The 24,082-nt window shown below is 69.5% G+C and carries 22 protein-coding genes and 1 riboswitch; of the genes, 5 read left to right on the forward strand and 17 right to left on the reverse strand.

Annotation, left to right across the window (positions count from 1 at the left end):
- Nucleotides 1–18: 18 nt before the first annotated feature.
- From VXC91_RS09875 to VXC91_RS09885, 3 genes are all read right to left on the reverse strand, one after another.
- Nucleotides 19–963, reverse strand: a complete 945-nt coding sequence (locus tag VXC91_RS09875) for a DMT family transporter (RefSeq protein ID WP_329506680.1) — start codon at nt 961–963, stop codon at nt 19–21.
- A gap of 178 nt (nt 964–1,141) precedes the next feature.
- A complete protein-coding gene (locus VXC91_RS09880) occupies nt 1,142–2,149 on the reverse strand; it encodes an EamA family transporter (protein ID WP_329506682.1) in 1,008 nt (335 codons plus the stop codon).
- A gap of 78 nt (nt 2,150–2,227) precedes the next feature.
- On the reverse strand, nt 2,228–2,821 hold the full coding sequence (locus VXC91_RS09885) for a Clp protease N-terminal domain-containing protein (RefSeq protein WP_408057359.1): 594 nt from the start codon (nt 2,819–2,821) through the stop codon (nt 2,228–2,230).
- A 277-nt stretch (nt 2,822–3,098) separates the two neighbouring features.
- On the opposite strand from VXC91_RS09885, the gene VXC91_RS09890 reads away from it, so the two are divergent.
- Nucleotides 3,099–3,527, forward strand: coding sequence for a type II toxin-antitoxin system Rv0910 family toxin (locus tag VXC91_RS09890; RefSeq protein WP_329506683.1), 429 nt, complete (start codon nt 3,099–3,101; stop codon nt 3,525–3,527).
- A 73-nt stretch (nt 3,528–3,600) separates the two neighbouring features.
- On the opposite strand, the gene VXC91_RS09895 is transcribed toward VXC91_RS09890, so the two are convergent.
- Nucleotides 3,601–4,248: a PadR family transcriptional regulator gene (locus tag VXC91_RS09895; protein WP_329506684.1), complete on the reverse strand. Its 648-nt coding sequence runs from the start codon at nt 4,246–4,248 to the stop codon at nt 3,601–3,603.
- 158 nt (nt 4,249–4,406) lie between these two features.
- Between VXC91_RS09895 and VXC91_RS09900 the strand changes: the two genes are divergently transcribed.
- Nucleotides 4,407–5,216 carry a PhzF family phenazine biosynthesis protein gene (locus VXC91_RS09900; protein WP_329506685.1) on the forward strand — a complete coding sequence of 270 codons (810 nt, stop codon included), beginning with the start codon at nt 4,407–4,409 and terminating at the stop codon, nt 5,214–5,216.
- Nucleotides 5,217–5,296: 80 nt separating this feature from the next.
- Here the strand turns inward: VXC91_RS09900 and VXC91_RS09905 are convergent, their stop codons facing one another.
- On the reverse strand, nt 5,297–6,097 hold the full coding sequence (locus tag VXC91_RS09905) for a CPBP family intramembrane glutamic endopeptidase (RefSeq protein WP_329506705.1): 801 nt from the start codon (nt 6,095–6,097) through the stop codon (nt 5,297–5,299).
- Between the two features lie 413 nt (nt 6,098–6,510).
- On the reverse strand, nt 6,511–8,028 hold the full coding sequence (locus VXC91_RS09910; protein ID WP_329506686.1) for a glutamate-cysteine ligase family protein: 1,518 nt from the start codon (nt 8,026–8,028) through the stop codon (nt 6,511–6,513).
- 540 nt (nt 8,029–8,568) lie between these two features.
- On the opposite strand from VXC91_RS09910, the gene VXC91_RS09915 reads away from it, so the two are divergent.
- On the forward strand, nt 8,569–9,159 hold the full coding sequence (locus tag VXC91_RS09915) for a hypothetical protein (RefSeq protein WP_329506687.1): 591 nt from the start codon (nt 8,569–8,571) through the stop codon (nt 9,157–9,159).
- Nucleotides 9,160–9,557: 398 nt separating this feature from the next.
- On the forward strand, nt 9,558–9,764 hold the full coding sequence (locus VXC91_RS09920) for a DUF5999 family protein (protein ID WP_329506689.1): 207 nt from the start codon (nt 9,558–9,560) through the stop codon (nt 9,762–9,764).
- A 92-nt stretch (nt 9,765–9,856) separates the two neighbouring features.
- Here the strand turns inward: VXC91_RS09920 and gcvP are convergent, their stop codons facing one another.
- The gene (gene gcvP / locus VXC91_RS09925) at nt 9,857–12,742 is read right to left on the reverse strand and encodes an aminomethyl-transferring glycine dehydrogenase (RefSeq protein ID WP_329506690.1); all 2,886 of its coding nucleotides are present in this window, start codon (nt 12,740–12,742) and stop codon (nt 9,857–9,859) included.
- Between the two features lie 177 nt (nt 12,743–12,919).
- Nucleotides 12,920–13,015: riboswitch (glycine riboswitch) on the reverse strand.
- Nucleotides 13,016–13,129: 114 nt separating this feature from the next.
- Between gcvP and VXC91_RS09930 the strand changes: the two genes are divergently transcribed.
- Nucleotides 13,130–13,501 (forward strand): PRC-barrel domain-containing protein, encoded by a 372-nt coding sequence (locus VXC91_RS09930; RefSeq protein WP_329506691.1) that lies wholly within the window; start codon nt 13,130–13,132, stop codon nt 13,499–13,501.
- Between the two features lie 95 nt (nt 13,502–13,596).
- Here the strand turns inward: VXC91_RS09930 and VXC91_RS09935 are convergent, their stop codons facing one another.
- The 10 genes from VXC91_RS09935 to VXC91_RS09980 form a co-directional block, all read right to left on the reverse strand.
- Entirely contained in the window at nt 13,597–14,994 is a 1,398-nt protein-coding gene (locus VXC91_RS09935; RefSeq protein ID WP_329506693.1) for a DNA polymerase IV, read from the reverse strand.
- 52 nt (nt 14,995–15,046) lie between these two features.
- The gene (locus VXC91_RS09940) at nt 15,047–15,682 is read right to left on the reverse strand and encodes a MerR family transcriptional regulator (protein WP_329506695.1); all 636 of its coding nucleotides are present in this window, start codon (nt 15,680–15,682) and stop codon (nt 15,047–15,049) included.
- A gap of 540 nt (nt 15,683–16,222) precedes the next feature.
- Entirely contained in the window at nt 16,223–16,696 is a 474-nt protein-coding gene (locus VXC91_RS09945) for a bifunctional nuclease family protein (protein WP_004002801.1), read from the reverse strand.
- A gap of 84 nt (nt 16,697–16,780) precedes the next feature.
- Nucleotides 16,781–17,536 (reverse strand): transcriptional regulator FtsR, encoded by a 756-nt coding sequence (gene ftsR / locus VXC91_RS09950; RefSeq protein WP_329506696.1) that lies wholly within the window; start codon nt 17,534–17,536, stop codon nt 16,781–16,783.
- An 18-nt stretch (nt 17,537–17,554) separates the two neighbouring features.
- On the reverse strand, nt 17,555–18,427 hold the full coding sequence (locus VXC91_RS09955; RefSeq protein WP_329506697.1) for an FHA domain-containing protein: 873 nt from the start codon (nt 18,425–18,427) through the stop codon (nt 17,555–17,557).
- Between the two features lie 61 nt (nt 18,428–18,488).
- A complete protein-coding gene (locus tag VXC91_RS09960) occupies nt 18,489–19,355 on the reverse strand; it encodes a DUF881 domain-containing protein (protein WP_329506698.1) in 867 nt (288 codons plus the stop codon).
- Between the two features lie 5 nt (nt 19,356–19,360).
- Nucleotides 19,361–19,693: a small basic family protein gene (locus VXC91_RS09965; RefSeq protein ID WP_019708255.1), complete on the reverse strand. Its 333-nt coding sequence runs from the start codon at nt 19,691–19,693 to the stop codon at nt 19,361–19,363.
- Nucleotides 19,690–20,526, reverse strand: coding sequence for a DUF881 domain-containing protein (locus VXC91_RS09970; protein ID WP_329506699.1), 837 nt, complete (start codon nt 20,524–20,526; stop codon nt 19,690–19,692). Before VXC91_RS09970 ends, VXC91_RS09965 begins: the two co-directional genes overlap by 4 nt.
- 166 nt (nt 20,527–20,692) lie before the next feature.
- The gene (locus VXC91_RS09975) at nt 20,693–23,188 is read right to left on the reverse strand and encodes a mannose-1-phosphate guanyltransferase (RefSeq protein WP_329506701.1); all 2,496 of its coding nucleotides are present in this window, start codon (nt 23,186–23,188) and stop codon (nt 20,693–20,695) included.
- A 113-nt stretch (nt 23,189–23,301) separates the two neighbouring features.
- Nucleotides 23,302–23,910, reverse strand: coding sequence for a CDP-alcohol phosphatidyltransferase family protein (locus tag VXC91_RS09980; protein ID WP_329506707.1), 609 nt, complete (start codon nt 23,908–23,910; stop codon nt 23,302–23,304).
- Between the last annotated feature and the right edge of the window lie 172 nt (nt 23,911–24,082).

The raw sequence follows: 24,082 nt of genomic DNA on the forward strand, positions 1-24,082 counted from the left end.
GGACCCCGCACCCGTCCGTCACACGAGGACGGACTCCTCCTCGACCACCCGTGCCCCGCGTGCCTCCGCCGCCGCGAGCCCCGCGACCGAACCGAGCATCAGCGCGGTGCCGACGAGGGTGGCCGCCGTGAGCCGTTCACCGAGCAGGGCGACGGCGAGGATCGCCGCGCTGACCGGTTCGAGAAGCATGATCACGGACACGGTGGCGGACCGAACGACGGATGCACCCGCGAAGTAGAGGGCGTAGGCGAGCGCCGTGGGGACCGCCGCGATGTACCCCAACAGGCAGACCAGGGTGCCTGGTTCCGTGGTGTGGGGCACCAGCCCCTCGGCCAGGGCGAACGGCAGCAGGCACAGGCTGGTGACCGCGAACGCCGACACGGTCGTGCCGGAGACGTCGACCCCGCCGTCCCTGCCCCACCACCGGGTGAGCAGCGTCATGGCGGAGTAGCCGGCCGCCGACACGAGCGCAAGCAGCACGCCCCATGGACGTACGGTCGTACCGCCGCCACCCAGCACAAGGACCCCGAGGCCGGCGAGCGCCCCGACGACGGCGATCGTCCCGCCGCGGCCGAGCCGCTCCCCCAGGGCGAGGCGGGCACCCAGGGCGATGAGCACAGGTCCGGCACCGAGGGTGACGACGGTCGCCACGGCGAGCCCGGTGGCCGATACGGCCCCGAAGTAGGCCGTCTGGAAGACGGCGAGCCCGGCACCGGTGGCACCGGCCCGCAGCGCCTTGCGGCCGAGCGGTTCGGACCCGCCCGGGCGCGGGCGCACCAGGCGGACGGCGACCAGCAGAACGAGCCCGGTGGCACAGCGCCAGAAGGAGAGGGCCACCGGCCCCATGTCACTGGTCCGGTAGACCAGGGAGGCGGCAGCGCCCGCGGTGCCCCAGGCGGCACCGGCGACGATCAGATACACGAGGCCTCGCCCGACGGGCAGGCCGGAGGCAGGATGCGACACGAATTCTCTCCGCAGAGGTGCAGAAGTTCGGGAAGGAACCCCGGAGCGTCGGGGTCCGTGGACTTCTTCTGCGGGCAGCACCGTTCTGCCCGGCGATCCGCCGGGCAGGTTTCCGGAGGGCCCGCCTCAGGCGGCCGGAGGCGGAAGAACGAGTGCGCTGGAATGCATGATCGACACCCTATGCGGCCGTTCCGCGCGTCGACAACTCCCGTTCGGCGCCGCCTCCAGCCGTCACAGGTTCGGCGGGGACCTTCACGGGCGCCGACGACTGGGCCGTGAACGCTCCGACCAGGACGACCACGCCGCCGATGACCTGCGGTGCCGACAGGTGCTCGCCGAGCAGCACCCAGGCCAGCAAGGTCGCGATGACCGCTTCGAGGCAGGCGACCACGCCGGCCACCTGGGGGGAGAGCCGGCGCACGGACACCACCCCGGTGACGTACGCGAGGACCGTGGCGATCAGGACGATCCACGCCAGCAGCGCAACGGCCGGGACGGAGGTGCCGTTCATGTCCGCCGTGTCCGTGAGGACGGACCAGTGCATGCTCCAGGGACGGGCGACGACGGTGAGCAGGGCGGCCCCGACGATCAGGCCGTACGCGATCACTCCGAGCGGGTCCGGAGCCTCGTCGCCGGCCTCGGTGCCCTGGTCGGACAGGACGAAGTAGCCGACCTGACAACAGGCGGCGCCGAGAGCGAGGGCCAGCCCGAGGGGGTCGAAGCCGAGGCCCGCCCACACCTCCACGACGCAGGCGAGTCCGCCGACCGCGAGAACCACGCCGACCGCCGCGGCACGCGTCACCGGCCGCCGCTGCACAAAGCGCACCCAGCCGAGGACGAGGGCCGGTGCGAGGTACTCGATGAGCAGGGCGACGCCGACGGGTATGCGCGAGAGAGCGGCGAAGTAGCAGGCCTGGACACCGGCCACCGCGAGCAGGCCGAACCCGGCGAGCAACAGGGGACGGGTGCGCGGCAGCACCCGGTGGCGCACGGCGAGGGGCAGCATCACGAGCGCGGCGCCCGTGACCCGCAGCCACACCACGTGAAGCGGGTCGAGCCCCGCCTGGATCAGCGGCTTGGCCGCAACACCCGATCCACCGAAGGCGACCGCCGACACGACGGCGAGTCCGAGCCCGACGCCCCTGCCGCGATTGCCCTGAGTCCCCTGAGACGTATGCACCGGCACATGATGGCAGGCGAAGACATGAGCGTCACCCCCGAACGCACCTGTCTCTGAGACTGGACCCGGGGCATCCGCGCACGGTCACCGGGGCCCGTCGAACCGGGTTCCGGCCCGACGGCCGGCGTCCCCCGCCCCCGCCCATCGGGGCGCGTACCCCTGCACCGCGGCCTCCTCCACCCGGGCCGCCACCGTCCGTGCGTCCACCCCGGCGCGATCGAGGACCTCGACGGCCCGCGACGTGGGGTCCGCGACAATCGTCGCGAGCAGGTCGACGCCCCGCGCGCACGGCCGCCCGAGACGGGTCGCGCGTCCATAGGCGGCGTCCAGGGCGGTCGCCGCCGCGGGCGACCAGCCGTCCACCTCGTTCAGGACCGGTACGGCTCCGGAGTCCTCGACCGTGCCCTGCCAGCGCAGGCCGTAACCGATGGCACGCTGGACGAGATAGCCGAGCAGCCGCGCCAGCTGCGGATGGTCGAAGACGGCCCGCACCTCGGGGTCGGACTCCAGCAGCGTGTGCAGCAGATGAGCGGTGTCGACCTGCCGGTCGCCGTCCCGTTGGGCCCTCCTGCGCGCGCCCGTGACCACCGCGGCAAGTTCGGCGTCGAGCCGGGGATCGAGGCCCGGGTGCTGTGCGCCGCGCTCCGCGGCGGGATGGTGGAAATGAGGGGGTGACACGCCTACCACCCCATCAGCCCCATCGGCTCAGGTCGTCCTCGGCGAGCAGCATTTCCGCGTCCGACACAGGTTGGGCACGACTGGGCGGGTTCTCCTCCTTACGGATGACAACACGCCGTTCTCCCCTGAGGTCCCGCGTCACCCTCGCCCGGCACGTGGCGAATCCTCCCCGACATTTCTGACGGTTCATCAGTATTGAATGTTCCGGGCCCGGCCGCTACGTTCCGCGACACCGTAGCTGCGCCCGGCGCAGCACCCGACACGAAGGGGTGGTCGCATGGCCGAAGTCAGCGCGGAAGCACGCATCGAGGCGCCGGCCGAGAAGGTGTGGGCCCGGCTCACCGACTGGCCGGCGTACGGCGACTGGAACGCGACCCACACAAGCTTCCCCAAGGGCGGCCCCGAGGTCCTGGAAGTGGGCGGCACCTTCGAGGAGAGCATGAAGCTCATGGGCTTCCCCGCCGAGGTGACCTGGACGATCGACGAGTTGCAGCCCGGGCGTGTTCTGTCCATCCGCGGCAAGGGCCCGATGGCCGTGAACGTCGCCACCCGGTACACGCTGACACCGGACGGCGAGGCGACCTCGGTCCGCATCGACGGCGAGTTCACCGGCGCGGCGGTCTCCCTCATGGCGGGCAAACTGAAGGACTCGGCGACGGCCGCCCTCAACGAGTCGCTCCGCAAGCTGGGGGCGCTGGTGTCCTGACCGGGACATGTCGAAACGAGAGCGCCCCGCGGCCGTGATGCCGCGGGGCGCCGTAGCACACCCGGAACCGCCGTCAGTCCTCGTCGGCGAGGATCAGGTACAGCTTCTTGCGGGCGTCATTGATGACGGCCAGGGCCTTGTCGCGCTGATCCTTGTTGCCGGTCTTCCAGACCTGGCTGAACGCCTCCATCAGGCCGAACCCGGCCTGCCGGATCTCGTGCAGCGTGTCCCAGTCGATGCCGCGCGAGGCCTCTTCCCACGGGGCGTCGGGCCCCTCTTCGGCCGCGGTGCGGCCCGCCTCGGTCAGCGAGAAGAGCTTCTTGCCGCCCTCGGTCTCACTGGCGATCAGACCCTCGTCCTCCAGCAGCTGCAGGGTGGGGTAGACCGAGCCCGGGCTGGGCTTCCAGGCCCCGCCACTGCGCTCGGCGATCTCCTGGATCATCTCGTAGCCGTGCATGGGCCGGTCCTTCAGAAGGGCCAGGATCGACGCGCGTACGTCGCCGCGTCGCGCCCTCCCCCTCGGTCCGCCCCGGCCACGACCGCCCCAGGGTCCACCCGGGCCGAAGAAACCGGGGCCACCGAAGCCAGGGCCACCGGGCCCGCCCGGCCCGAAGGGGCCGAAGGCTCCGCGCAGGCTCTCGAAGCCGCCCCGAGCGTGATGACCAGGGCCGCCGTGGTGTGCGTGTCGCTCGAATCCGAAGTCCTGTCCATGGGATCGCATCGCCATCACTCCATTCCATCGTTGATCTGTCGCGATGCGTCAACGATATATCGGAGAAGCGAGCGTGACAAGCCCCTGCCCCACGGTGACGCGAAGTCGGGCCAGACGCCCCGGATTGGCCTTGGCCCGCCCCGCCGGCCGACCTCTAGCGTCGGGGCATGCGGATTCGAATCGTCGACGCCTTCACCGACCGCCCGTTCGCCGGCAACCCGGCGGGTGTCCTGCTCCTCGACTCCTTCCCGGAGGACACCTGGCTCCAGGACGTGGCCCGCGAGGTCAATCACGCGGAGACCGCGTTCGCCCACCGCCTGCCGGAGGGCGGTGAGGCCGACTGGGCCCTGCGCTGGTTCACACCCGCCACCGAGGTCGCCCTGTGCGGACACGCCACCCTGGCCACCGCCCACGTACTGCGCACCACGGGCGCCCACGAGGGTCCCGTACGCTTCGCCACCCACAGCGGCGTGCTGACCGCCACGCCACGCGAGGACGGCTCCGTCACCCTTGACTTCCCCACCGCACCGCTCACCCGCGCCGACATCCCCGAGGGCATCGCCGAGGCCCTCGGCGCGAAGCCCCGCACCGCCTTCGACACCGGCCCGAACGTCGGCGACCTGCTCGTCGAACTCGCCGACGAGAAGACCGTCGTGGCTCTCGCTCCCGACCACAAGGCGCTCCGCCGCCACTCGGCGCGCGGGATCATCGCCACCGCGCGCGCCGAAGACCCCACCCGGGGGTACGACTTCGTCTCGCGCGGCTTCTTCCCCAACGTCGGCATCGACGAGGACCCGGTGACCGGCAGCGCGCACACGGCTCTGGCGCCCTACTGGTCCGAGCGCCTCGGCCGCTCCGATCTCACCGGGCTCCAGGCATCACCGCGCTCGGGCCGCGTCCGCACCGAACTGCGCGGCGACCGGACCCTGCTCACCGGCCGCGCGGTCACCGTGATCGAGGGCGAACTGCTCGTGTAGCGACGGGACAGGCCCGCGCGGGGCGCGCCACAGCAGCCCCGTGCGACCCTGGTCACACCTTCGCGCAGGCCGCGGGGCCGCTACGCCGTCGGCAGCCAGCCCACCTTCCCGGCCAGCAGCGCGTATCCCACGAACGCGCCGATGTCGAGCAGCGAGTGGGCCACCACCAGGGGACCGACCCTGCCCCAGCGCCGGTAGAGGAAGACGAAGACCACGCCCATCACCATGTTGCCGAAAAACCCGCCGATCCCCTGGTAGAGGTGGTACGAGCCGCGCAGCACCGAGCTGGCCACCAGGGCCGTGCCGGGCGTCCAGCCCAACTGCCCCAGGCGGCGCAGCAGATAGCCGACGACGATGACCTCCTCCAGGACCGCGTTCTGCACCGCCGACAGCACCAGTACAGGGAACTTCCACCACACCTCGGGCAGCGCCTCCGGCACCACCGTGAGGTTGGCGCCGAAACCGCGGGCCGCCAGATAGAAGGCGACACCCGTGGAGCCGATCACCGCCGCGATGGCCGCCCCTCGCCCCAGGTCGGGCCAGGGACGCGTCCGGTCGAAGCCGAGCGTGCGCAGCGAGGTGCCCTCACGGATCAGAAAGTGCGCGACGAGCGCGACCGGCACCAGTGCCGTCGCGATCCCGAACAGCTGCCAGGCGAGGTCGAGCCACGGGCGTCCCGGTGCCGCCGAGGCATTGAGGGTGGCCGCCTGCTCCTTGAGGCCGCCCGGTTTGGTGACCGATCCGACAAAGCTGATCAGCGCGGACACCCCGCTCGCACCCAGTGAGAGCCCGAGCACCAACAGCGTCTCGGCCCGGAGAATCCGTCGCGTCGGCCGCTCCACCGTAGAAGTATCGGCCACTGCCCCTGCCTCCACCTGCACTCCCGCCTCCAGTCCAGCGATCCCGCCTCGCCCCATCTTCACCCGGCAAGGGTCTCGAAAGAAGTCATGAAGATCATGCGGGGCGGGACATCGGGCGGGGACCGACACCGTACGCGGCGTCGGTCCCCCTCGCTCTTCCATACGGCCGCCGCACGGCACGGTCTCAACGGGGAGGCACTCCGTCGTGGGACGTCACGGCATGCCCGAAGGGCACAGGGCGGCCGCTGTGCGGCGGCGCGCCCGAGAACACACGACCCAGGCGCTCAAGGCGGCAGCCGGACAGGTCCGCGAGCGGAACGTCACTCCACCGGCGGCTCGGGACACCGGGTCTCCGGCTCCCGGCAGGTCCGCACGGTGGTCCTCGGGGCGATGGCCGGGGCGGGAGTGCCCCCGACGACCGTGCGGTCGCTCGCTCACCCCAGTGGCACCGGCTCGGGCAACCCGACGGGCCAGGTGTGCACCGGCTCGCCACCATGCATCAACGCGCGGTACCGCCTCGTCGTCGCGGCCAGTGCGGCCTGCCGGTCGAGCCCCTGTCCAAGGGCTCGGTGGAAGGTGGCGGCCTGCCAGCTCGCACCGTTGGCCCTCCGCCGGCACCGTTCCTCGAGCACGCCGAGGTAGAGGTCCCGGTCCGCGGGCTCGACGCCCCAGGCATCGAGCCCCGCCTCGGCGAGCGGCAGCAGCTCGTCGCGTACCAGGTCCACGGCGTCCACCTCGGTGATCCCGCCGTAGCGCCCGCTCCGCGGCCACTGAAGGCGCGCCTCGATGCCGTACCGGCAGGCGGCGTCGAAGTTGGCGGCGGCGGCCTCGAACGGCAGCCGCGTCCACACCGGCCGCGGCTCCTCGGCCAGGGCGCGGACGACGCCGTAGTAGAAGGCCGCGTTGGCGATGACGTCGGTGACGGTGGGCCCGGCGGGCAGCACCCGGTTCTCGACACGCAGATGCGGAACTCCGTCGGCGATGCCGTACACGGGCCGGTTCCAGCGGTACACCGTGCCGTTGTGCAGGACGAGTTCGGCGAGCGCGGGCGTACCGCCCTCGTCGAGGACGCGCAGGGGGTCCTCGTCGTCGCAGATCGGCAGGAGCGCCGGGAAATAACGCAGGTTCTCCTCGAACAGCTCGTACGCCGACGTGATCCAGCGTTCCCCGAACCAGGTACGCGGTCGCACTCCCTGCGCCTGCAGTTCGGGCGGCCGGGTGTCGGTGGACTGCTGGAACAGCGGCGGCCGGGACTCGCGCCACAACTCACGCCCGAACAGGAACGGCGAATTGGCACCCAGCGCGACCTGCGCCGCGGCAACGGCCTGCGCCGCGTTCCAGACGTCCGCGAACCGCCCCGGGGTGACCTGCAGGTGCAGCTGGACCGACGTGCAGGCGGCTTCGGGCGCGATCGACCGTGAGGTGCACTCCAGCCGCTCGACCCCCTCGATGTCGAGGGTGAAATCCTCGCCGCGTGCGGCCACGATCTGGTCGTTGAGCAGGGTATAGCGGTCGACGGCGGAAAGGCTGGACGAGACCAGGTCGTCGCGGTCGAGCGTGGGGAGAATACCGATCATCACGATTCCCGCATCGACCTCGTGCGCCTTGCGGTCGGCATATGCGAGCGAGGTGCGCAACTCCTCGGCGAGCCGGTCGAATACGCGGCCGCCCAGCCGGTGTGGAGCTATGTTGACTTCCAGATTGAACATGGCGAGTTCTGTTTGGAAATCTCTGCTTGCAATCCTTTCCAGCACCTGCGCATTCATCATTCGCGGCATGCCGTCGGATCCGATGAGATTCAGTTCGATCTCCAGCCCCATGAGGTTCTTGGGCCGATCGAACCGCTTCTCCTCCAGCAGTCGCGCCAGTCCCGCGAGACACTGCTTGAGCTTGCCGCGGTGGCGCTGCCGATCGGACAGGTCGAACGGCCCCGCCACGACCTTCTCTCCCATCGAAGCGTCCCTCCTGAGATGGGTAGGCCGACGATCCGGCCGCTGCTGTCCCGGGTCTCGGAGGATGATGCCCCGGCAACGCGATCGATAACGTCTCCGCGGTGCACGGTCGCACGCTAGGCTGAGGTCCGGCATCCACGGGCACATTCACGAGGCATGCGGCAATACGCAGTTTCACGGCAAGGGCATGTCGTGAAAACGCCGACGAGAACCGGCCGTCCGCTACGGACGAGTATTCCGAGGTCGCAGGCGCGACACCCGTCGAGCACCAGGACGAATCCCGCTTTTCGTCGACCGAATATCTCCTTGCCCGTCATTCGCGGGACGACTAGACGAAACACTGCATGAACACGAGTCGTATAAACTTTCCGCACGGGGTAGAGAGTTGGCACAAACGGTGATGAGCTCTGTCGTCAAAGCGCCGCCATTCGTCCGGGCGCAATTCCCTGGCCCCTCCGACCCCGATGGCTGACAGCGCTGTCCGCCCGCCACCCCACGCCCTCGCGCAACCGTGCCTGTCGAAATGAGAGGCGACCCACCATGCACCTGCATGTCCCCCCGGCTCCCGCGCCCGCCCTCCGCTCCGTCCTCACGGCACTCGGTTCCCCCACCGCGGTCCGCGAGGCCCCCACCCCGTCCCTGCGCACCGCTCAGGGACCCGTGACCCCCGAACTCCCGCTGCCTGTCCATGTACTGGATGGGATCTCCCCGGCGGGCGCCCCCGCCACCCGGCTGGCCGGATGGCGCTTCCTCATCCGATGCGGCGACCGCGCCGTGGCAGCTGCCGAGACCATGCTGACTCCGGACGGCTGGGCGTTCTCCCACTTCTTCGAAGGCCCGTACGTCACCGCCACCGAGCGCGCCCTGCGCCAGGCGGAGGCGATGACACAGCCCTACCAGGCCCGGCTGCTGTCCGTGCCCGAGCTGTACATGCTCACGTTGTGGCTGCACGGGGACTGCACCGCCGACGGGGCGACCGGTTCTCCCGCCGCGGCCGACCTTCTCGTGCCGCTCGCACCCGCTCCACCCGGCATCGCGGCCCACCGCCCGCACCGCGTCACGGATCTCCTCCCGGTGCTCACGCACCGCATCGCCCGTACTCCCCTGCTCGGCTCACCGACGCCCGCGTAGCCGCCGCATCCCACCGTGCCCCGCTGCCCGAAACGGCCGCGGGGCACGGTGCGTCCCCGCGTCGTCGAAGACCCCGGGCAGGTGTCGCTCGTTCGTGCCGCATCGCGCTCGTACGAGAGACAAAGCGCTGGTCGGGCCAGATGTACTAGCCCCTTGCGACCATCGTGAACCACCCGAATTGACCGCCGAGTTGGGATGAACCGTCCACCAGGGTGATGCGTCATGAACCTGTGAGAAGCGGTGCTGCGAAATCCCTGCGGAATGACGCCCGTGGGGCAACACTGGGTTCCAGACCGAAGCATCAGCGACGGGGGGCGGCCATGAACGACCAGACGAGCCGCAGGACAGACACGACAGCCATCTCGGACATCACGACAGAGCGAAAGATCCCATCCACCATGTGCCAGCACCAGCCACCGTGCCCCACAGCCGAATCCGCCGACCGGGAGTCCGCCCGTCTCATGGCGCACCACCCGGAGCAGGGGTGGAGCCTGTTGTGCAACGGCGTTCTGCTCTTCGAGGACACCGGTGAGCTACTGCCGGACGGCCAGATCATCGCCCCTCACCGCCCGCTGGACACGGACCAGGTGATGACGGCCGCCTGAGCGGCGCACACGGGGCAGCCACTGCCCTGACACAAGGGGGCCGGCCCGGAGGCGTACGCTCCGAACCGGCCCCGACGCATGTCCGAGGGCGATTACTCCTCGTAAGCGTCCAGCGGCGGGCAGGAGCAGACCAGGTTCCGGTCACCGAAGGCCTGGTCGATACGGCGCACCGGAGGCCAGTACTTGTCCGCCGCGGAGACGCCGGCCGGGAAGAGGGCCTCATCGCGCGCGTACGGGTGCTCCCACGTGCCGCCGAGTGCCGCGGCGGTGTGCGGGGCGTTCCGCAGGGGGTTGTCCTCGGCGGGCCACTCGCCCGAGCCGACCTTCTCGATCTCCGCACGAATGGCGATCATCGCGTCGCAGAACCGGTCGATCTCGGTGATGTCCTCGGACTCGGTCGGCTCGATCATCAGCGTGCCGGCCACCGGGAACGACATCGTCGGCGCGTGGAAGCCGTAGTCGATCAGCCGCTTGGCGACGTCGTCGACGCTCACCCCGGTCGCCTTGGTCAGCGGACGCAGGTCGATGATGCACTCGTGCGCGACCAGGCCGCCGGGGCCGGTGTAGAGCACCGGGTAGTGCGGCTCCAGGCGCTTGGCGATGTAGTTGGCGGACAGCACGGCCACCTGCGTGGCGTTCTTGAGGCCCTCACCGCCCATGAGACGGACGTACGCCCACGAGATCGGCAGGATGCCCGCCGATCCCCACGGAGCGGCCGAGATCGGGCCGACGCCCGTCTCCGGACCGGCCGCGGGCTGCAGCGGGTGGTTCGGCAGGTACGGCGCCAGGTGCGCACGCACGCCGACCGGGCCGACACCCGGACCACCACCGCCGTGCGGGATGCAGAACGTCTTGTGCAGGTTCAGGTGCGAGACGTCACCGCCGAAGTGGCCCGGCTTGGCCAGGCCGACCAGGGCGTTGAGGTTGGCGCCGTCGACGTACACCTGACCGCCGGCCTCGTGGACGGCCGCGCAGATGTCGGCGATGTGCTCCTCGAACACACCGTGCGTGGACGGATACGTGATCATCAGCACCGACAGTTCGTCGCGGTACTGCTCGATCTTGGCCCGCAGGTCCTCGATGTCGACCTCGCCGTCCTCGGCGGTCTTCACCACGACGACCTTCATGCCCGCCATCACGGCGCTTGCGGCGTTGGTGCCGTGCGCGGAGGACGGGATGAGGCAGACGGTGCGCTGGTGGTCACCGTTGGCGCGGTGGTAGCCGCGCACCGCGAGCAGACCGGCCAGCTCGCCCTGCGAACCGGCATTGGGCTGAAGGGACACCTTGTCGTAGCCCGTGACCTCGGCGAGCCGCTCCTCCAGCTCACGGATGAGCGTCAGATAGCCCTGCGCCTGCTCGGCGGGCGCGAAGGGGTGGAGCTGCCCGAACTCGGGCCAGGTGACCGGCTCCATCTCCGTGGTCGCGTTGAGCTTCATGGTGCAGGAGCCCAGCGGGATCATGCCGCGGTCGAGCGCGTAGTCCCGGTCCGCCAGCCGGCGAAGGTAGCGCAGCATCGCGGTCTCGGAGCGGTGCTGGTGGAAGACCGGGTGCGTGAGGTAGTCGTCGGTGCGCAGCAGGCCCTCGGAAAGCGCGTCCTCGGTGCTCGCGTCCAGCGCCTCGACGTCACCCTCCACGCCGCACGCGGTCCACACGGCGGCCAGCTGGGCCCGGCCGGTCGTCTCGTCGCAGGCGATCGACACATGGTCGGCGTCGACGAGGCGCAGGTTGACCCCGCGCTCACGCGCGCTGGCGACGACCGCGTCGGCGCGGCCGGGCACCCGCACGGTCAGCGTGTCGAAGTAGGCGCCGTGGACGACTTCGACCCCGCCCGCGGTGAGGCCCGCGGCGAGGATCGCGGCGTACTGGTGGGTGCGCCGCGCGATGGTCCGCAGGCCCTCGGGCCCGTGGTAGACGGCGTACATGCCGGCCATCACCGCGAGCAGGACCTGAGCGGTGCAGATGTTGCTCGTCGCCTTCTCGCGACGGATGTGCTGCTCCCGGGTCTGCAGGGCGAGCCGGTACGCCTTGTGCCCGTCGGCGTCCACGGAGACACCCACGAGCCGACCGGGCAGGCTGCGGGCGAACTTCTCGTGCACCGCCATGTATCCGGCGTGCGGTCCGCCGAAGCCCATCGGCACACCGAAACGCTGCGTGGTGCCCACGGCGATGTCCGCGCCCAGCTCACCGGGCGAGGTCAGCAGGGTCAGTGCGAGAAGGTCGGCCGCGACGGTGACGAGCGCCCCCACCTTGTGGGCCTGCTCGATGACCGGCCTGATGTCGCGTACGGCACCGGAGGCGCCCGGGTAGTGGATCAGTACGCCGTTGATCTCCCGCTCCGCGATCTCGGCCGGAATTCCGTCGCCCAGGTCGGCGACGACCACCTCCACACCGGCCGGCTCGGCACGGGTCTGGATCACGGCGATCGTCTGCGGCAGCGCGTCCGCGTCGACCAGGAAGAGGCCCTTCTTGTTCCGGCCCATGCGCCGGGACAGCGCCATCGCCTCGGCGGCGGCCGTGCCCTCGTCCAGGAGGGAGGCGCCGGAGGTCGGCAGTCCGGTGAGGTCGGCGACCATCGTCTGGAAGTTCAGCAGGGCCTCGAGGCGCCCCTGGGAGATCTCCGGCTGGTAGGGCGTGTACGCGGTGTACCAGGCCGGGTTCTCCATCACGTTCCGCAGGATCACCGGCGGCGTGAAGGTCCCGTAATAGCCGAGACCGATCATGGAGTCGAGGACCTGGTTGCGATCGGCGAGAGAGCGCAGCTCGGCCAGCACCTCGCGCTCGGTCCGCGCACCCGGCAGGTCCAGGGCCTCGGTGTTCTTGATCACATCCGGGACCGCTGCGGCCGTGAGCTCGTCGAGCGAGCCGTAGCCCACCTGAGCGAGCATCTTCGCGCGGGCCTCGTGGTCGGGCCCGATGTGGCGCTGCTCGAAGGGCGTCCCCCGTTCGAGATCGGCGAGCGGAATGCGATGGGCTGTCATTGCGGAGGCCTCCTGGTCTGACACGACCTTCGAGGGGCACCACGGCGCGGGTACCCCGACGGCCTCCCCCTCTGTCATCTCGACCTGAGAGCTTCACCGGTCCGCCCGAAGGCGCTCCGGCTTTCACCGTCGGTGAGAGCGGAAGCCGTCGACACCCGCCCTGCTTTCCAGAGTGACCTCGTCCGTGCGGTACGTGTGCCTGAGAGATTCCGGGGAGGGTTTGCTCCTTCGGCGCCTCCGGTTCGCTCCGGAGGACTCTCCCGCATGGGGTCAGCAGCCGCTAGCCAGAGTACCAGCGGAGACAAGACCGGCACCTTCGAGTGGCCGCCTTCCTGATTGTGCTCTTTCGTAGTGCTTACGGATGCGTTGCGACCTGCTGGAGGGACCGTGAAGACCGATATCGATCCGCGGAGTCTGATCGGCCGCAAGGCGTTCGACCGCAACGGGAACAAGATCGGCACGATTGACGAGGTCTACCTCGACGACGCGACCGGTGCACCCGAGTGGGCGGCCATACGAACAGGCCTGTTCAGCAGGGACGCGTTCGTCCCGCTGGAGCCCAGTGAAGTGATCGAGGGTGCTCTGTGGGTCCCCTTCGAGCGCGCCCTGATCAAGGACGCTCCCGACTTCGGCGTCGGACGCCATCTCTCCCCCGAACAGGAGTTGCAGCTCTACCACCATTACGGGCTCGACGTGACCTCGCCCCCACCGCCACCGGACCGCGACTTCGGGCATCTGGCCGGGTCGGACGAGGCCTGAGCCCCACCCGGGTCCTCGCCCCCTCGACACCGGAGGCATCCGTCCGGCCCGGAGTCGTGGCCGCCGCGGCCACCCGACGCCGCCCGACGGCACGGTCAGGCCCCGGTGCCCGATGCCGCCGCCCGTGGCCCCGCGGACTCGGGCCTTCGGGGCACCAGCGGCAGCGGATCCGCCGGCTCGAGCCGGGGGTCGTCGGTGCGGAACGTGCGCACGCGACCCGGCTCGGAGTCGGGTGTCTCGAACCGCACGGTCACCCGGCCGAGGCCGCTGCCCTGCACCCACCCGTGACCGTACTCGGCGTGCCGGACGTCCTGGCCCGCGCGCCAGACATGCTCAGAGGCCGCTGCCGACTCCTCCTCGGTGGTCTCGGTCGCCTCCCCGTCCTCCGGTCGGCCCTCGGTGCCCGCGTCCCCCGCGGCCAGGTGGGCCTGGGCGAACAGGTCCTCCTGGGTGTAGTCGGCGAGCCCGCTGACTCCGACGCCGAGCAGCCGCACCCCACCGGTCGTGTCCACCGAGTCCAGGAGCCTCCCGGCGGCCTCCCGCACAACCGCAGGATCGTCCGTGGGCCCGCGCAGGGTCTCGGACCGGGTCAGCGTCGCGAAGTCGTACCTGCGGACTTTCAGCACGATCGTCCGCCCCGACAGGCCGGCACCCCGCAGCCTGCGGACGCACCGGTCGGCGAGCCGCTGCACCTCGAGCCCGACCCGGACCCGATCGTGGATGTCCACGTCGTAGGTGTCCTCGACCGACACCGATTTGGCCTCCCGCTCGGCCACCACCGGCCGCTCGTCCTGCGCCAGCGCCATGGCGTAGAGGGCGTGCCCGTGGGCCTTGCCCAGCAGCCGCACGAGCTCGTCCTCGCCCGCCTCGGCGATCTCGTCGACCGTGGTGATCCCGGCCCGGCGCAGGTGGTCCCCTGTGGCGGGGCCGACCCCCGGCAGCGTGCGCACCGACATCGGACCGAGCAGCGCGCGCTCGGTACCTGGCCGTATCAGCACCAGGCCGTCCGGCTTGGCCTGTTCGGAGCCGATCTTGGCGAGCATCTTGGACGCGGCGAGCCCCACCGAGCCCGTAAGCCCGGTGCCCTCACGGATGTCCGCGCGCAGTTTCACCCCCGTCCGGAGGGCCGACTCCTCGTCCCAGGCCGCTCCCCCGGCCTCCAGATCCACGAACGCCTCGTCCAGGCTCAGCGGCTCCACGAGCGGCGACAGTGCTCGCAGCAGCTCCATCACCTGCTCGCTGATCTCCCGGTAGAAACCGAATCGCGGCACCAGATACGCGGCGTGGGGTGCGAGCCGGCGTGCCTGCGCCATGGGCATCGCCGAGTGCACTCCAAAGACTCGCGCCTCGTACGAGGCCGTGGCCACCACTCCCCGAGGTCCGAGTCCGCCCACGATGACGGCCTTCCCGCGCAGGCTCGGCTTGGATGCCTGCTCCGCCGAGGCGTAGAAGGCATCCATGTCGAGATGGAGGATCGTGGGCGCGCTTCTCACATCTCCGATGCTGCCCTACGCCACTGACAATGCCGCCTGGTGACGGCGCGTCTCAGACGGCCCGGTTGCGTCGCCGTGCCAGCTCGTCCCCGGGGTGGTTCCCGACGATGGTCTCGCCCGTGTCGATGCGCTCGCCGTGCAACTGGGACAGGGCGTTCTCCACGTCCCGCCACACGACGCCGACGGCAATACCGAATATGCCCTGACCGCCCTGGAGCAGAGCGTGGACCTCGTCCGGCGACGTGCACTCGTACACCGTCGCTCCGTCGCTCATCAGCGTCATCCGCTCCAGGTCACGGAAGCCGCGTTCCCTAAGGTGCTGGACGGCGGTGCGAATGTTCTGCAGGGACACGCCGGTGTCGAGGAACCGCTTGACGATCTTGAGGACGACCACGTCCCGGAAGCTGTACAGCCGCTGCGTCCCCGACCCGTAGGCGGGGCGCACGCTCGGTTCGACGAGACCCGTCCTGGCCCAGTAGTCCAGTTGGCGGTAGGTGATGCCCGCGGCGGCGCACGCCGTGGGACCTCGATAGCCCATCTGCTCGGAAGCCGCCCCTCCGTCGCCCGGCACGGCCGTCGGCCGCTGAGGGGCGGAGCCGGTCGCGCTGCCGTGAAGCGGGTGCGGGCCATTCTCCCCCAGACTCCGTCCGGGGGCACCCCCAGCCGTACCGCCGCCGCTGATTCTCACGCCGACCTCCGTCCTTGACCTGCCTTCTCGACGGTAGGCAGTCACCAAGGGCGCGTCAACGATCGCCACACTCGGCACGCCGAGTGATAATCACCCTAGGAGTGGTTTCCCGTACCCTTCCGCGGGGAAAGGCTAGCCGAATGCTTCGGCAGTGGCCTCTGCGAAGTGGCACAAGCCCCCGGCATGTGCTTCAGTGCGCGGCCACATGCTCCTTCCCGCCGTTCGAGGCCCGACGTCTTTGGAACCGGGAACCCCCGGCAGCTGTCATGGCCTCCGGCCCCGCCCGGCCCGAGCCTCGCTGCCGTGCGGGCACACGGACGATCTCGCCCTCAGTGGAGGAATCACCGAAGCGGGAGCAGCGGCTCGCCGTCTTGGTCGGCCTGAGCTGGGGGTTCGGGTCGCCCCAGGACGCTCTCGATCATCGACGAAACCGCCGCGGAAGGCCTCGAGCACCACACCCGGCACACCGAACCCCGGAGCCACCCCTGCGTCATCCGGTCCCGGCCGGCACACCCCTTGGTCGACCCGGGAGGGAAACCGTCACTGGCTGCTCGTGCCGAAGTCCTCCGGGGAGATCTGGTCGAGGAACTCACGGAACTTCTCGACCTCGTCCTCCTGCTCGTCCGGGATCGCGATGCCCGCATCATCCAGCACTCCGTCACTGCCGTAGATCGGCGTGCCGGTGCGCAGCGCCAGCGCTATGGCATCGGACGGGCGCGCGCTCACCTCGACCCCGCTGGCGAAAACGAGCTCCGCGTAGAAGACGCCCTCACGCAGATCTGTGATGCGAACTTCCGTGAGCTCCTGGCCGACGGCCTCCAGCACGTCCTTGAACAGGTCGTGGGTCAGCGGTCGTGCGGGGGCCATACCCTGCTGGGCAAACGCGATCGCCGTCGCCTCCCCGGGCCCGATCCAGATGGGGAGGTAGCGGTCGCCTCCCACTTCACGCAGGAGCACGATCGGCTGGTTGGAGGGCATCTCGACCCGGACACCTACGACATCGAGCTCGTTCACACAGCAACCCTAGGCCGTGCCCGGGATGTTTGGGTAGTCGGGCACAGATCGGCCGATCGATCCGCCGTCGGCGAACCCCCCGGCTCAGGGCAGACGCACGCCCAGCGCGGACTGCACCAGCGCGGCATGCAGCTTCACCGCGAGCCCTGCCAGCTCTTTGGTGCGCGCCTCGGCATGTGCCCTGGTCTGCGGGTTGCGATGGAGCCGCAACGGGGCCACTACCTGGTCCACCAAGCCCGCCTCGCGGTCCGCCGCCGCCTTCATCACCCGCAGATGGCGCGGCTCGATCCCGTGCCTGCCCAGTTCCGCCACCAGAGTGGCCACCGTGACGGTCTCGGCGTCGTACACACCTTCCGGCAGCGGTACGACGAGGCCGTACGACTCCCACTCCTCGAGTTGCTCCGCGCTGATCCCGGTGGCCGTCAGCAGCTCGTCACGGGCGATCCGCGCGGTTGCGGGCGTCTCGAGCTCGCCCAGGATGTCCCCGAGGGGCTCGCCCTCGCCCAGGTCACGCGGACGGCCCAGGGACGGCAGTCGAACTTCCTCGCCCCGCTCCAGGGCGTCCAGATGCTCGCGGATGACCTTGAGCGGCAGATAGTGGTCCCGCTGCATCCTCAACACGTGACCGAGGCGCTCGACGTCGCGCATGCTGAACTTGCGATATCCCGATGGGGTGCGCTGCGGCTCGATGAGCCCCTCGGACTCCAGGAAGCGGATCTTGGAGATGGTGACCTCGGGGAATTCCTCGCGCAGCACGTTCAGCACGGCGCCGATACTCATCGGCCCGTTGTCCGTGGCGGCGGTGCCGCTGTCGGCGCCGCCGCTCGGTGTGTGAAGCATGGACCCTTCCCTGGCGGGTCAGATGCCCCGCTGACTCGCGTAGAAGACCAGCCTGTACTTGCCGATCTGCACCTCGTCGCCGTTGTTGAGCGCGACCTGGTCGATGCGCTCACGGTTGACATACGTACCGTTGAGACTGCCGACGTCGGCCACCGTGAACGTGCCGTCCGGGCTGCGCCGGAACTCCACGTGCCGGCGCGAGACCGTCACATCATCCAGGAAGATGTCACTCTGGGGGTGGCGCCCCGCCGTGGTCAGGTCGCTGTCCAGCAGGAAGCGGCTGCCCGAGTTGGGGCCGCGGCGCACCACCAGCAGCGCCGAACCGACCGGCAGCGCGTCCACGGCCGCCTGTGCCTCCGGAGAGAGCGCGGGCACCGGCGTCTGGCCGGTGGCCTCCGCGTCGTAGGCCTCCAGACCCGAGATCGAGATCGTGGAGGTCGTCTCGGACGCACGCTCCGGCACCGCACCGGCCCGCAGCGGCGCACCGCAGTTGGAGCAGAAGCGGCTGTTCTCCGGGTTGCGGTGACCGCACCTCGTACACACCAGGGCCGACATGTCCCCGAAACCTATGGGGCCTGAGGCACCGGGGTCAACAGACGCCGCGCCCTGACCTCCCGAAATGCCACCACCCGGACCAGCGACCTGGTCCCGGAACAGGGGGCGCTGCCCCTCTGCTTCTCCCGGCTGGGCACGATGACGAGCAGTCGCGTTGTCGCTGCCCTCTCGCGCGCTCTTGCCGAACAACTTCGCAAACAACTTCACGGGCGATTCCCCTTGACCGAAACAGACCCGCCCGTGGGGCAGGACGAACCCTGATGACATACACCGACCGGCCCGGACATCCTCACAACGTCCGTATCCACCAGACAGTTTCCACCACGCACCCCCCATTCGGTGCGCCGACCCCCCGCAACCTCATGCCCTTGCCCGACGGCCTCCATGCACCCCCGATTCACTGGGAGGACGATCGAGCGTAGTCAGGCTGCTCCGCCGCTCGCAAGGCATCCACGACGATCTTCGTAGAACGCTCCACGGTGACCGTGGCCTGCTCCTTCTCCAGGGTCTGCACCACGCCTCCGGGGATGTTGAGTGCCGGCTCGAGGTCCTGGGGCTTGCCGATGACCTGGAAACGATAGGGCTGGGTGATCTTGTTCCCGTCGACGCTCACGCTCTTCCCGGAGTCCGTCAGATAGGTGCCGGCGACGACCCGTACCCCGTTCACCTGTATCGCCTCCGCGCCGGCCGCGCGCAGTTCCTGGATCGCGTCGAGCAGCATGTCCGCCTGGACCGTTCCCTTCGTGTCCTGGATGGTCATCGTGATGCCGGGGCCCTGCGCCGCCACCGTGCCCGCAAGGATGCCCAGTTGTTTCTCCTTCTCGGCGGTCTGCTTACGAGCCTCCTCGGCCCGGTCCGAACTGTTCTCCAGCTCGGACCGTTGGTCCTCGAGCCCCTGCTTCTCGTCCTGAAGACGCTGAGTACGGTCGTCGAGTTCATCGAGGATGCGCACGAGATCCTCCTGGCGCGCGCCGCGCAGGGCACTGCCGCTGTCGCTGTTGGAGGCGACCTGGACGGCCAGGCCGAAGCCGAGGCCGAACAGCAGGAGGGCGACGATGAATTGGGCCCGTGTCACACGCGGTGGCCACAGCCCCTGGGCAAGGCGCTGACGGCCGGTCAGTGCGGCCGCGGGGGCCTTCGCCTCCTCGGCCTCGTTCAGCGCCCCGGGCGTGCCTGCGGCCGCCGGGATCTCCTGCGGCAGCTCCTTGCGCAGCCGGTGCTCGGGGCCCTGCGGCGCCTGGGGCTTCTCTTCCTCGTTGCTCATCGCCCTCACGCCCGGAACACATGCCGGCGGATCGCCGCGGCGTTGGAGAAGATGCGGATGCCGAGGACGACCACGACGCCTGTGGACAGCTGGGCGCCGACGCCCAACTTGTCCCCCAGGAACACGATCAGCGCCGCCACCACCACGTTCGACAGAAACGACACCACGAAGACCTTGTCGTCGAAGATCCCGTCGAGCATGGCCCGCAGGCCGCCGAACACGGCGTCGAGTGCCGCGACGACGGCGATGGGCAGGTAAGGCTCGACGACCGCCGGAACCTCAGGCCGGACCAACAGCCCGACCACGACTCCGACGACGAGGCCCAGTACGGCGATCACGATGTGCCCTTCTCTGTGGTCGGCTGTGCTGTACGTACGATCACACTCGGTGCGGCGGGCAGCCGGACGTCGCTCTCGACTGATATGCCGGTCCTGATCCCGTAGTTCTGCTGCAGCGCATGCAGATACAACCCCTCGGCGCTGTTCTGGAACCCGGTGCTGAGCCGGTTGCCGTCCCCCACCGCGAGCACCGTGTACGGCGGCACCAGCGGCCTGTTGTCCACCAGTATCGCGTCACCCGCGGCCCGGATGGCCGACAGCGCCGTCAACCGCTGACCGTTGATCGAAATCGCTTCGGCGCCCGATTCCCACAGACCGTTGACGACCCGCTGCATGTCGCGGTCCCTCACGCGGCCGGTGTCGGAGAAGTCGGAGGTCTCCCGGGGATCGCCGTTGCCGCCCGTTGTGGCTTCCTTCGCGTCGTTCACCACGAGCTTCACGCCGGGACCGTGCACGGCGACCGCGCCCGACAGGACCCCGACGAGATCGGCCGAGTCCGAACCGCCGTCTCTCTCCAGCGCGGCGCGCTGCCGCGCGCTCACGTCGTCGCGCAACGTGTCCACCGACGCCTCGAGCTTGTCCGCGGCCGCGGTCTCGCGCTGGATGCGGTCGATGAGCTCCTGGCGCTCCTTTGCGACCGTCGGGGCCGCCACACGCGCCTGAGCGGCGCCCACGGTCACCACGAGCGCGGCGAGCACCAGACCGGCCGCGAGACCGAGCTTGGCCCGCACCGTCCTCGGCATTCCGCCCTCGCCCTCCGCGTGCTTCCGGGCGGCCGCCTCGGCGTATCCGTCGTCGAGGCTGTGATCCATGACGTTGGTGAGCAACGACATGGAGGCGTCCGGACGCGGGGGGCGCCCTGGTGTGCTCCGAACGGGGGGCGGCTGCGGCATGCCGCACATAGTCGCATGTCGTGAGCGGATACTCCGAATGGCCCCGCCCGCGTGCCGGACATACCCCTCGGGGCACATGTCGGGCACGCGGGCGTGTCGCCCGTTCCTATCGGCCGGCGCTGTCGACGACCGCCGCCCACTCGTCGAGCAGGGCCTGCGCGGAGGCGTCGTCGGGGCCCTCAGCCCACAGATGGGTGACGGCCTCCGCGGGGTCGGGCAGCACCAGCACCCACCGCCCGTCGGTCTCCACGACCCGTACGCCGTCGGTGGTGTCCACGAACCGCTCCCCGGCCTCCTCCACGACACGGCGCATCACCAGGCCCTTGACGGCCCACGGCGTCGCGAGATCGCGCTTGAGGACGTGCGCCCGCGGAATCCGCGCGTCGATCTGGCTGAGGGTGAGCTGTGTCCTCGCCACCAGACCGATCAGCCGCACGAACGCGGCCGTACCGTCGAAGACGCTGCTGAACTCCGGCACGATGAAGCCACCGCGCCCGTCTCCGCCGAAGATGGTCGACTCCTCGCCGCCCACGCGCGTGAGATCGTCGGGCGAGGTGGTGGTCCATTCGACCTGCGTCCCGTGATAGGCCGCCACCTGCTCGGCGATCCGGGTCGTGGTCACCGGCAGGGCCACCTTCCCGCTGCGCCGCTCCGCGGCCACCAGGTCGAGCATCACCAGCAGCGCCCGGTCGTCCTCGACGATCCGCCCCTTCTCGTCGACGAGCGACAACCGCTCGCCGACCGGGTCGAACCGCACGCCGAAAGCGGCCCGCGACGAGGCGACGATCTCGCCGAGCCGCAAGAGTCCCGAGCGCCGCGCGTCTGCGCTCTCGGTGGGACGGGACTCGTCGAGACCCGGATTGATCGTCAGCGAGTCCACGCCGAGCTTGCCGAGCAGGCTCGGCAGAACCAGTCCCGCGCTGCCGTTCGAGGCGTCCACGACGACCTTGAGCCCCGACTCGGTTATCCCCGACGTGTCCACGCTGCGCAGGAGCGATCCGGTGTACGAGTCGAAGACGCTGGACGGGAAGTACAGGTCCCCGATCTCACCGGGGAAGGCACGACGGTACTCCTGCCGTACGAACACCCGGTCCAGCTTCCGTTGACCGGCCTGCGACAGATCGGCACCTTGGCCGTCGAAGAACATGATGTCGACGGAGTCCGGCACACCGGGCGAGGTCCGGATCATGATGCCGCCGGCGCTGCCCCGTGCGGTCTGCTGCCGTGCGACGGGCAGCGGCACGTTCTCCAGGTCCCGTACGTCGATGGCGCTCGCCTGGAGCGCGGAGATGACCGCGCGTTTCAGCGCACGCGCGCCCCGGGAGTGGTCGCGGGCGGTGGTGACGGTGGACCCCTTCTTGAGCGTGGTTGCGTACGCGCCCGCGAGGCGCACGGCCAGCTCCGGAGTGATCTCGACGTTCAGGATCCCGGACACCCCACGAGCGCCGAAGAGATGCGCCTGCCCCCTCGACTCCCAGATGACCGAGGTATTGACGAAGGCGCCCGCCTCGATGGTCTTGAACGGGTAGACCCGCACATTGCCCTGGACGATCGATTCCTCGCCGATGAGGCATTCGTCGCCGATGACGGCGCCGTCCTCGATCCGGGCCGCACGCATGATGTCGGTGTTCTTCCCGACCACACAGCCGCGCAGATTGCTGTGCTGACCGATGTACACGTTGTCGTGGACGACGGCCTTGTGCAGAAAGGCTCCGCTCTTCACGACGACATTGGAGCCCACGACGGTGTGCTCGCGGATTTCGGCGCCGGCCTCGACCTTGGCGTAGTCCCCGATGTAGAGGGGTCCGCGCAGTACGGCCTCCGGGTGCACCTCCGCACCCTCCGCGACCCACACACCAGGGGAGAGCTCGAAACCGTCGATCTCGACGTCTACCTTGCCCTCCAGGACATCGGCCTGCGCCTTCACATAGCTTTCGTGGGTACCGACGTCCTCCCAGTACCCCTCGGCGACATAGCCGTAGATCGGCTTGCCTTCCTTCATCAGCTGCGGGAAGACGTCACCGGACCAGTCGACGGGAACATCGGGTTCGACGTAGTCGAAGACCTCGGGCTCCATCACATAGATCCCGGTGTTCACGGTGTCGGAGAAGACCTGACCCCAGGTCGGCTTCTCCAGGAAGCGCTCGACCTTTCCCTCGTCATCGACGATGGTGATACCGAATTCCAGCGGATTGGGCACACGCGTCAGACAGACAGTGACCAGCGCGCCCTTTTCCTTGTGGAAATTGATCAACTCCGTGAGGTCGAAGTCGGTCAGCGCATCACCGGAGATCACGAGGAACGCGTCGTCCTTCAGTGCTTCCTCTGCGTTCTTGACACTCCCGGCAGTACCGAGTGGCTTCTCCTCGTTGGCATAGGTGAGCTCCATGCCGAGTTCTTCGCCGTCACCGAAGTAGTTCTTGACCAGAGAGGCCAAGAACTGCACGGTGACGACGGTCTCATTGAGCCCATGCCTTTTGAGCAGCCGCAGCACGTGCTCCATAATCGGCCGGTTCACCACCGGCAGGAGCGGCTTGGGCATGCTTGAGGTCATCGGACGAAGGCGCGTGCCTTCGCCTCCGGCCATCACGACGGCCTTCATGTCGGAAGCGTCCTCCTCTAAGAGACGACGGTCCAGCCGACTTCACCCGTTCAGATTGTCCCGCAGTTTCCACGCGCGGGCCATCGAGCCGCTACGGCTGCCAATCGGTGGGCTCAATCGACCATGGCGTCCGCCCTGACAAGGCGGCGGACCTGGACCACGTAGAGGACTCCTGCCCACCAGTACAGGGTTGTACCCCACCCGGCGAACGCCCATCCGAAAATAGCAGCGAGTGACGCGATCCATCCGCTTCCGTCACTGAGAAGCAGAAGCGGGAACGCGTACATCAGGTTGAACGTGGCCGCCTTCCCGAGGAAGTTCACCTGCGGCGGCGGATAGCCGTGACGCCGGAGGATGCCCACCATCACCAGGAGAACCAGCTCCCGGGCCACAAGCACGGCGGTCAACCAGAGGGGCAGAATCTCCCGCCAAGTGAGGCCCACAAGAGTGGACGCGATGTAGAGACGGTCGGCTGCGGGATCGAGAAGCCGGCCGAGGCTGCTGATCTGGTTCCAGCGCCGGGCCAGTTTGCCGTCCAGATAGTCGCTGACACCGCTCAGCACAAGCACGAGCAGCGCCCACCCGTCGCTCTTCGGCCCGCCGAACTCGGGCCTGAGGATCAGCCACAGGAAGATGGGCACGCCGACGAGGCGCGCCATGCTGAGGATGTTCGGGATGGTGAGGACCCGGTCCGTCTGAACACGGGTCTCCTGAACCTCCACCCGGGGGCCTCCTGCGAGAAACGAGCCTACGATGCCCCCTGACCTTACCCGCAGGGTTCGCACGCCGGTGAGGAGGGGGTGGGAAAGGGCCTTGATCCCGGATTGATCCCCGAAAGCAGACCCAAAAAAAATGCGGCCAAAAATGCGGAAAACCCCGTACCACACGGTACGA

This window comes from Streptomyces chiangmaiensis, assembly GCF_036281785.1.
Lineage (GTDB): Bacteria > Actinomycetota > Actinomycetes > Streptomycetales > Streptomycetaceae > Streptomyces > Streptomyces chiangmaiensis.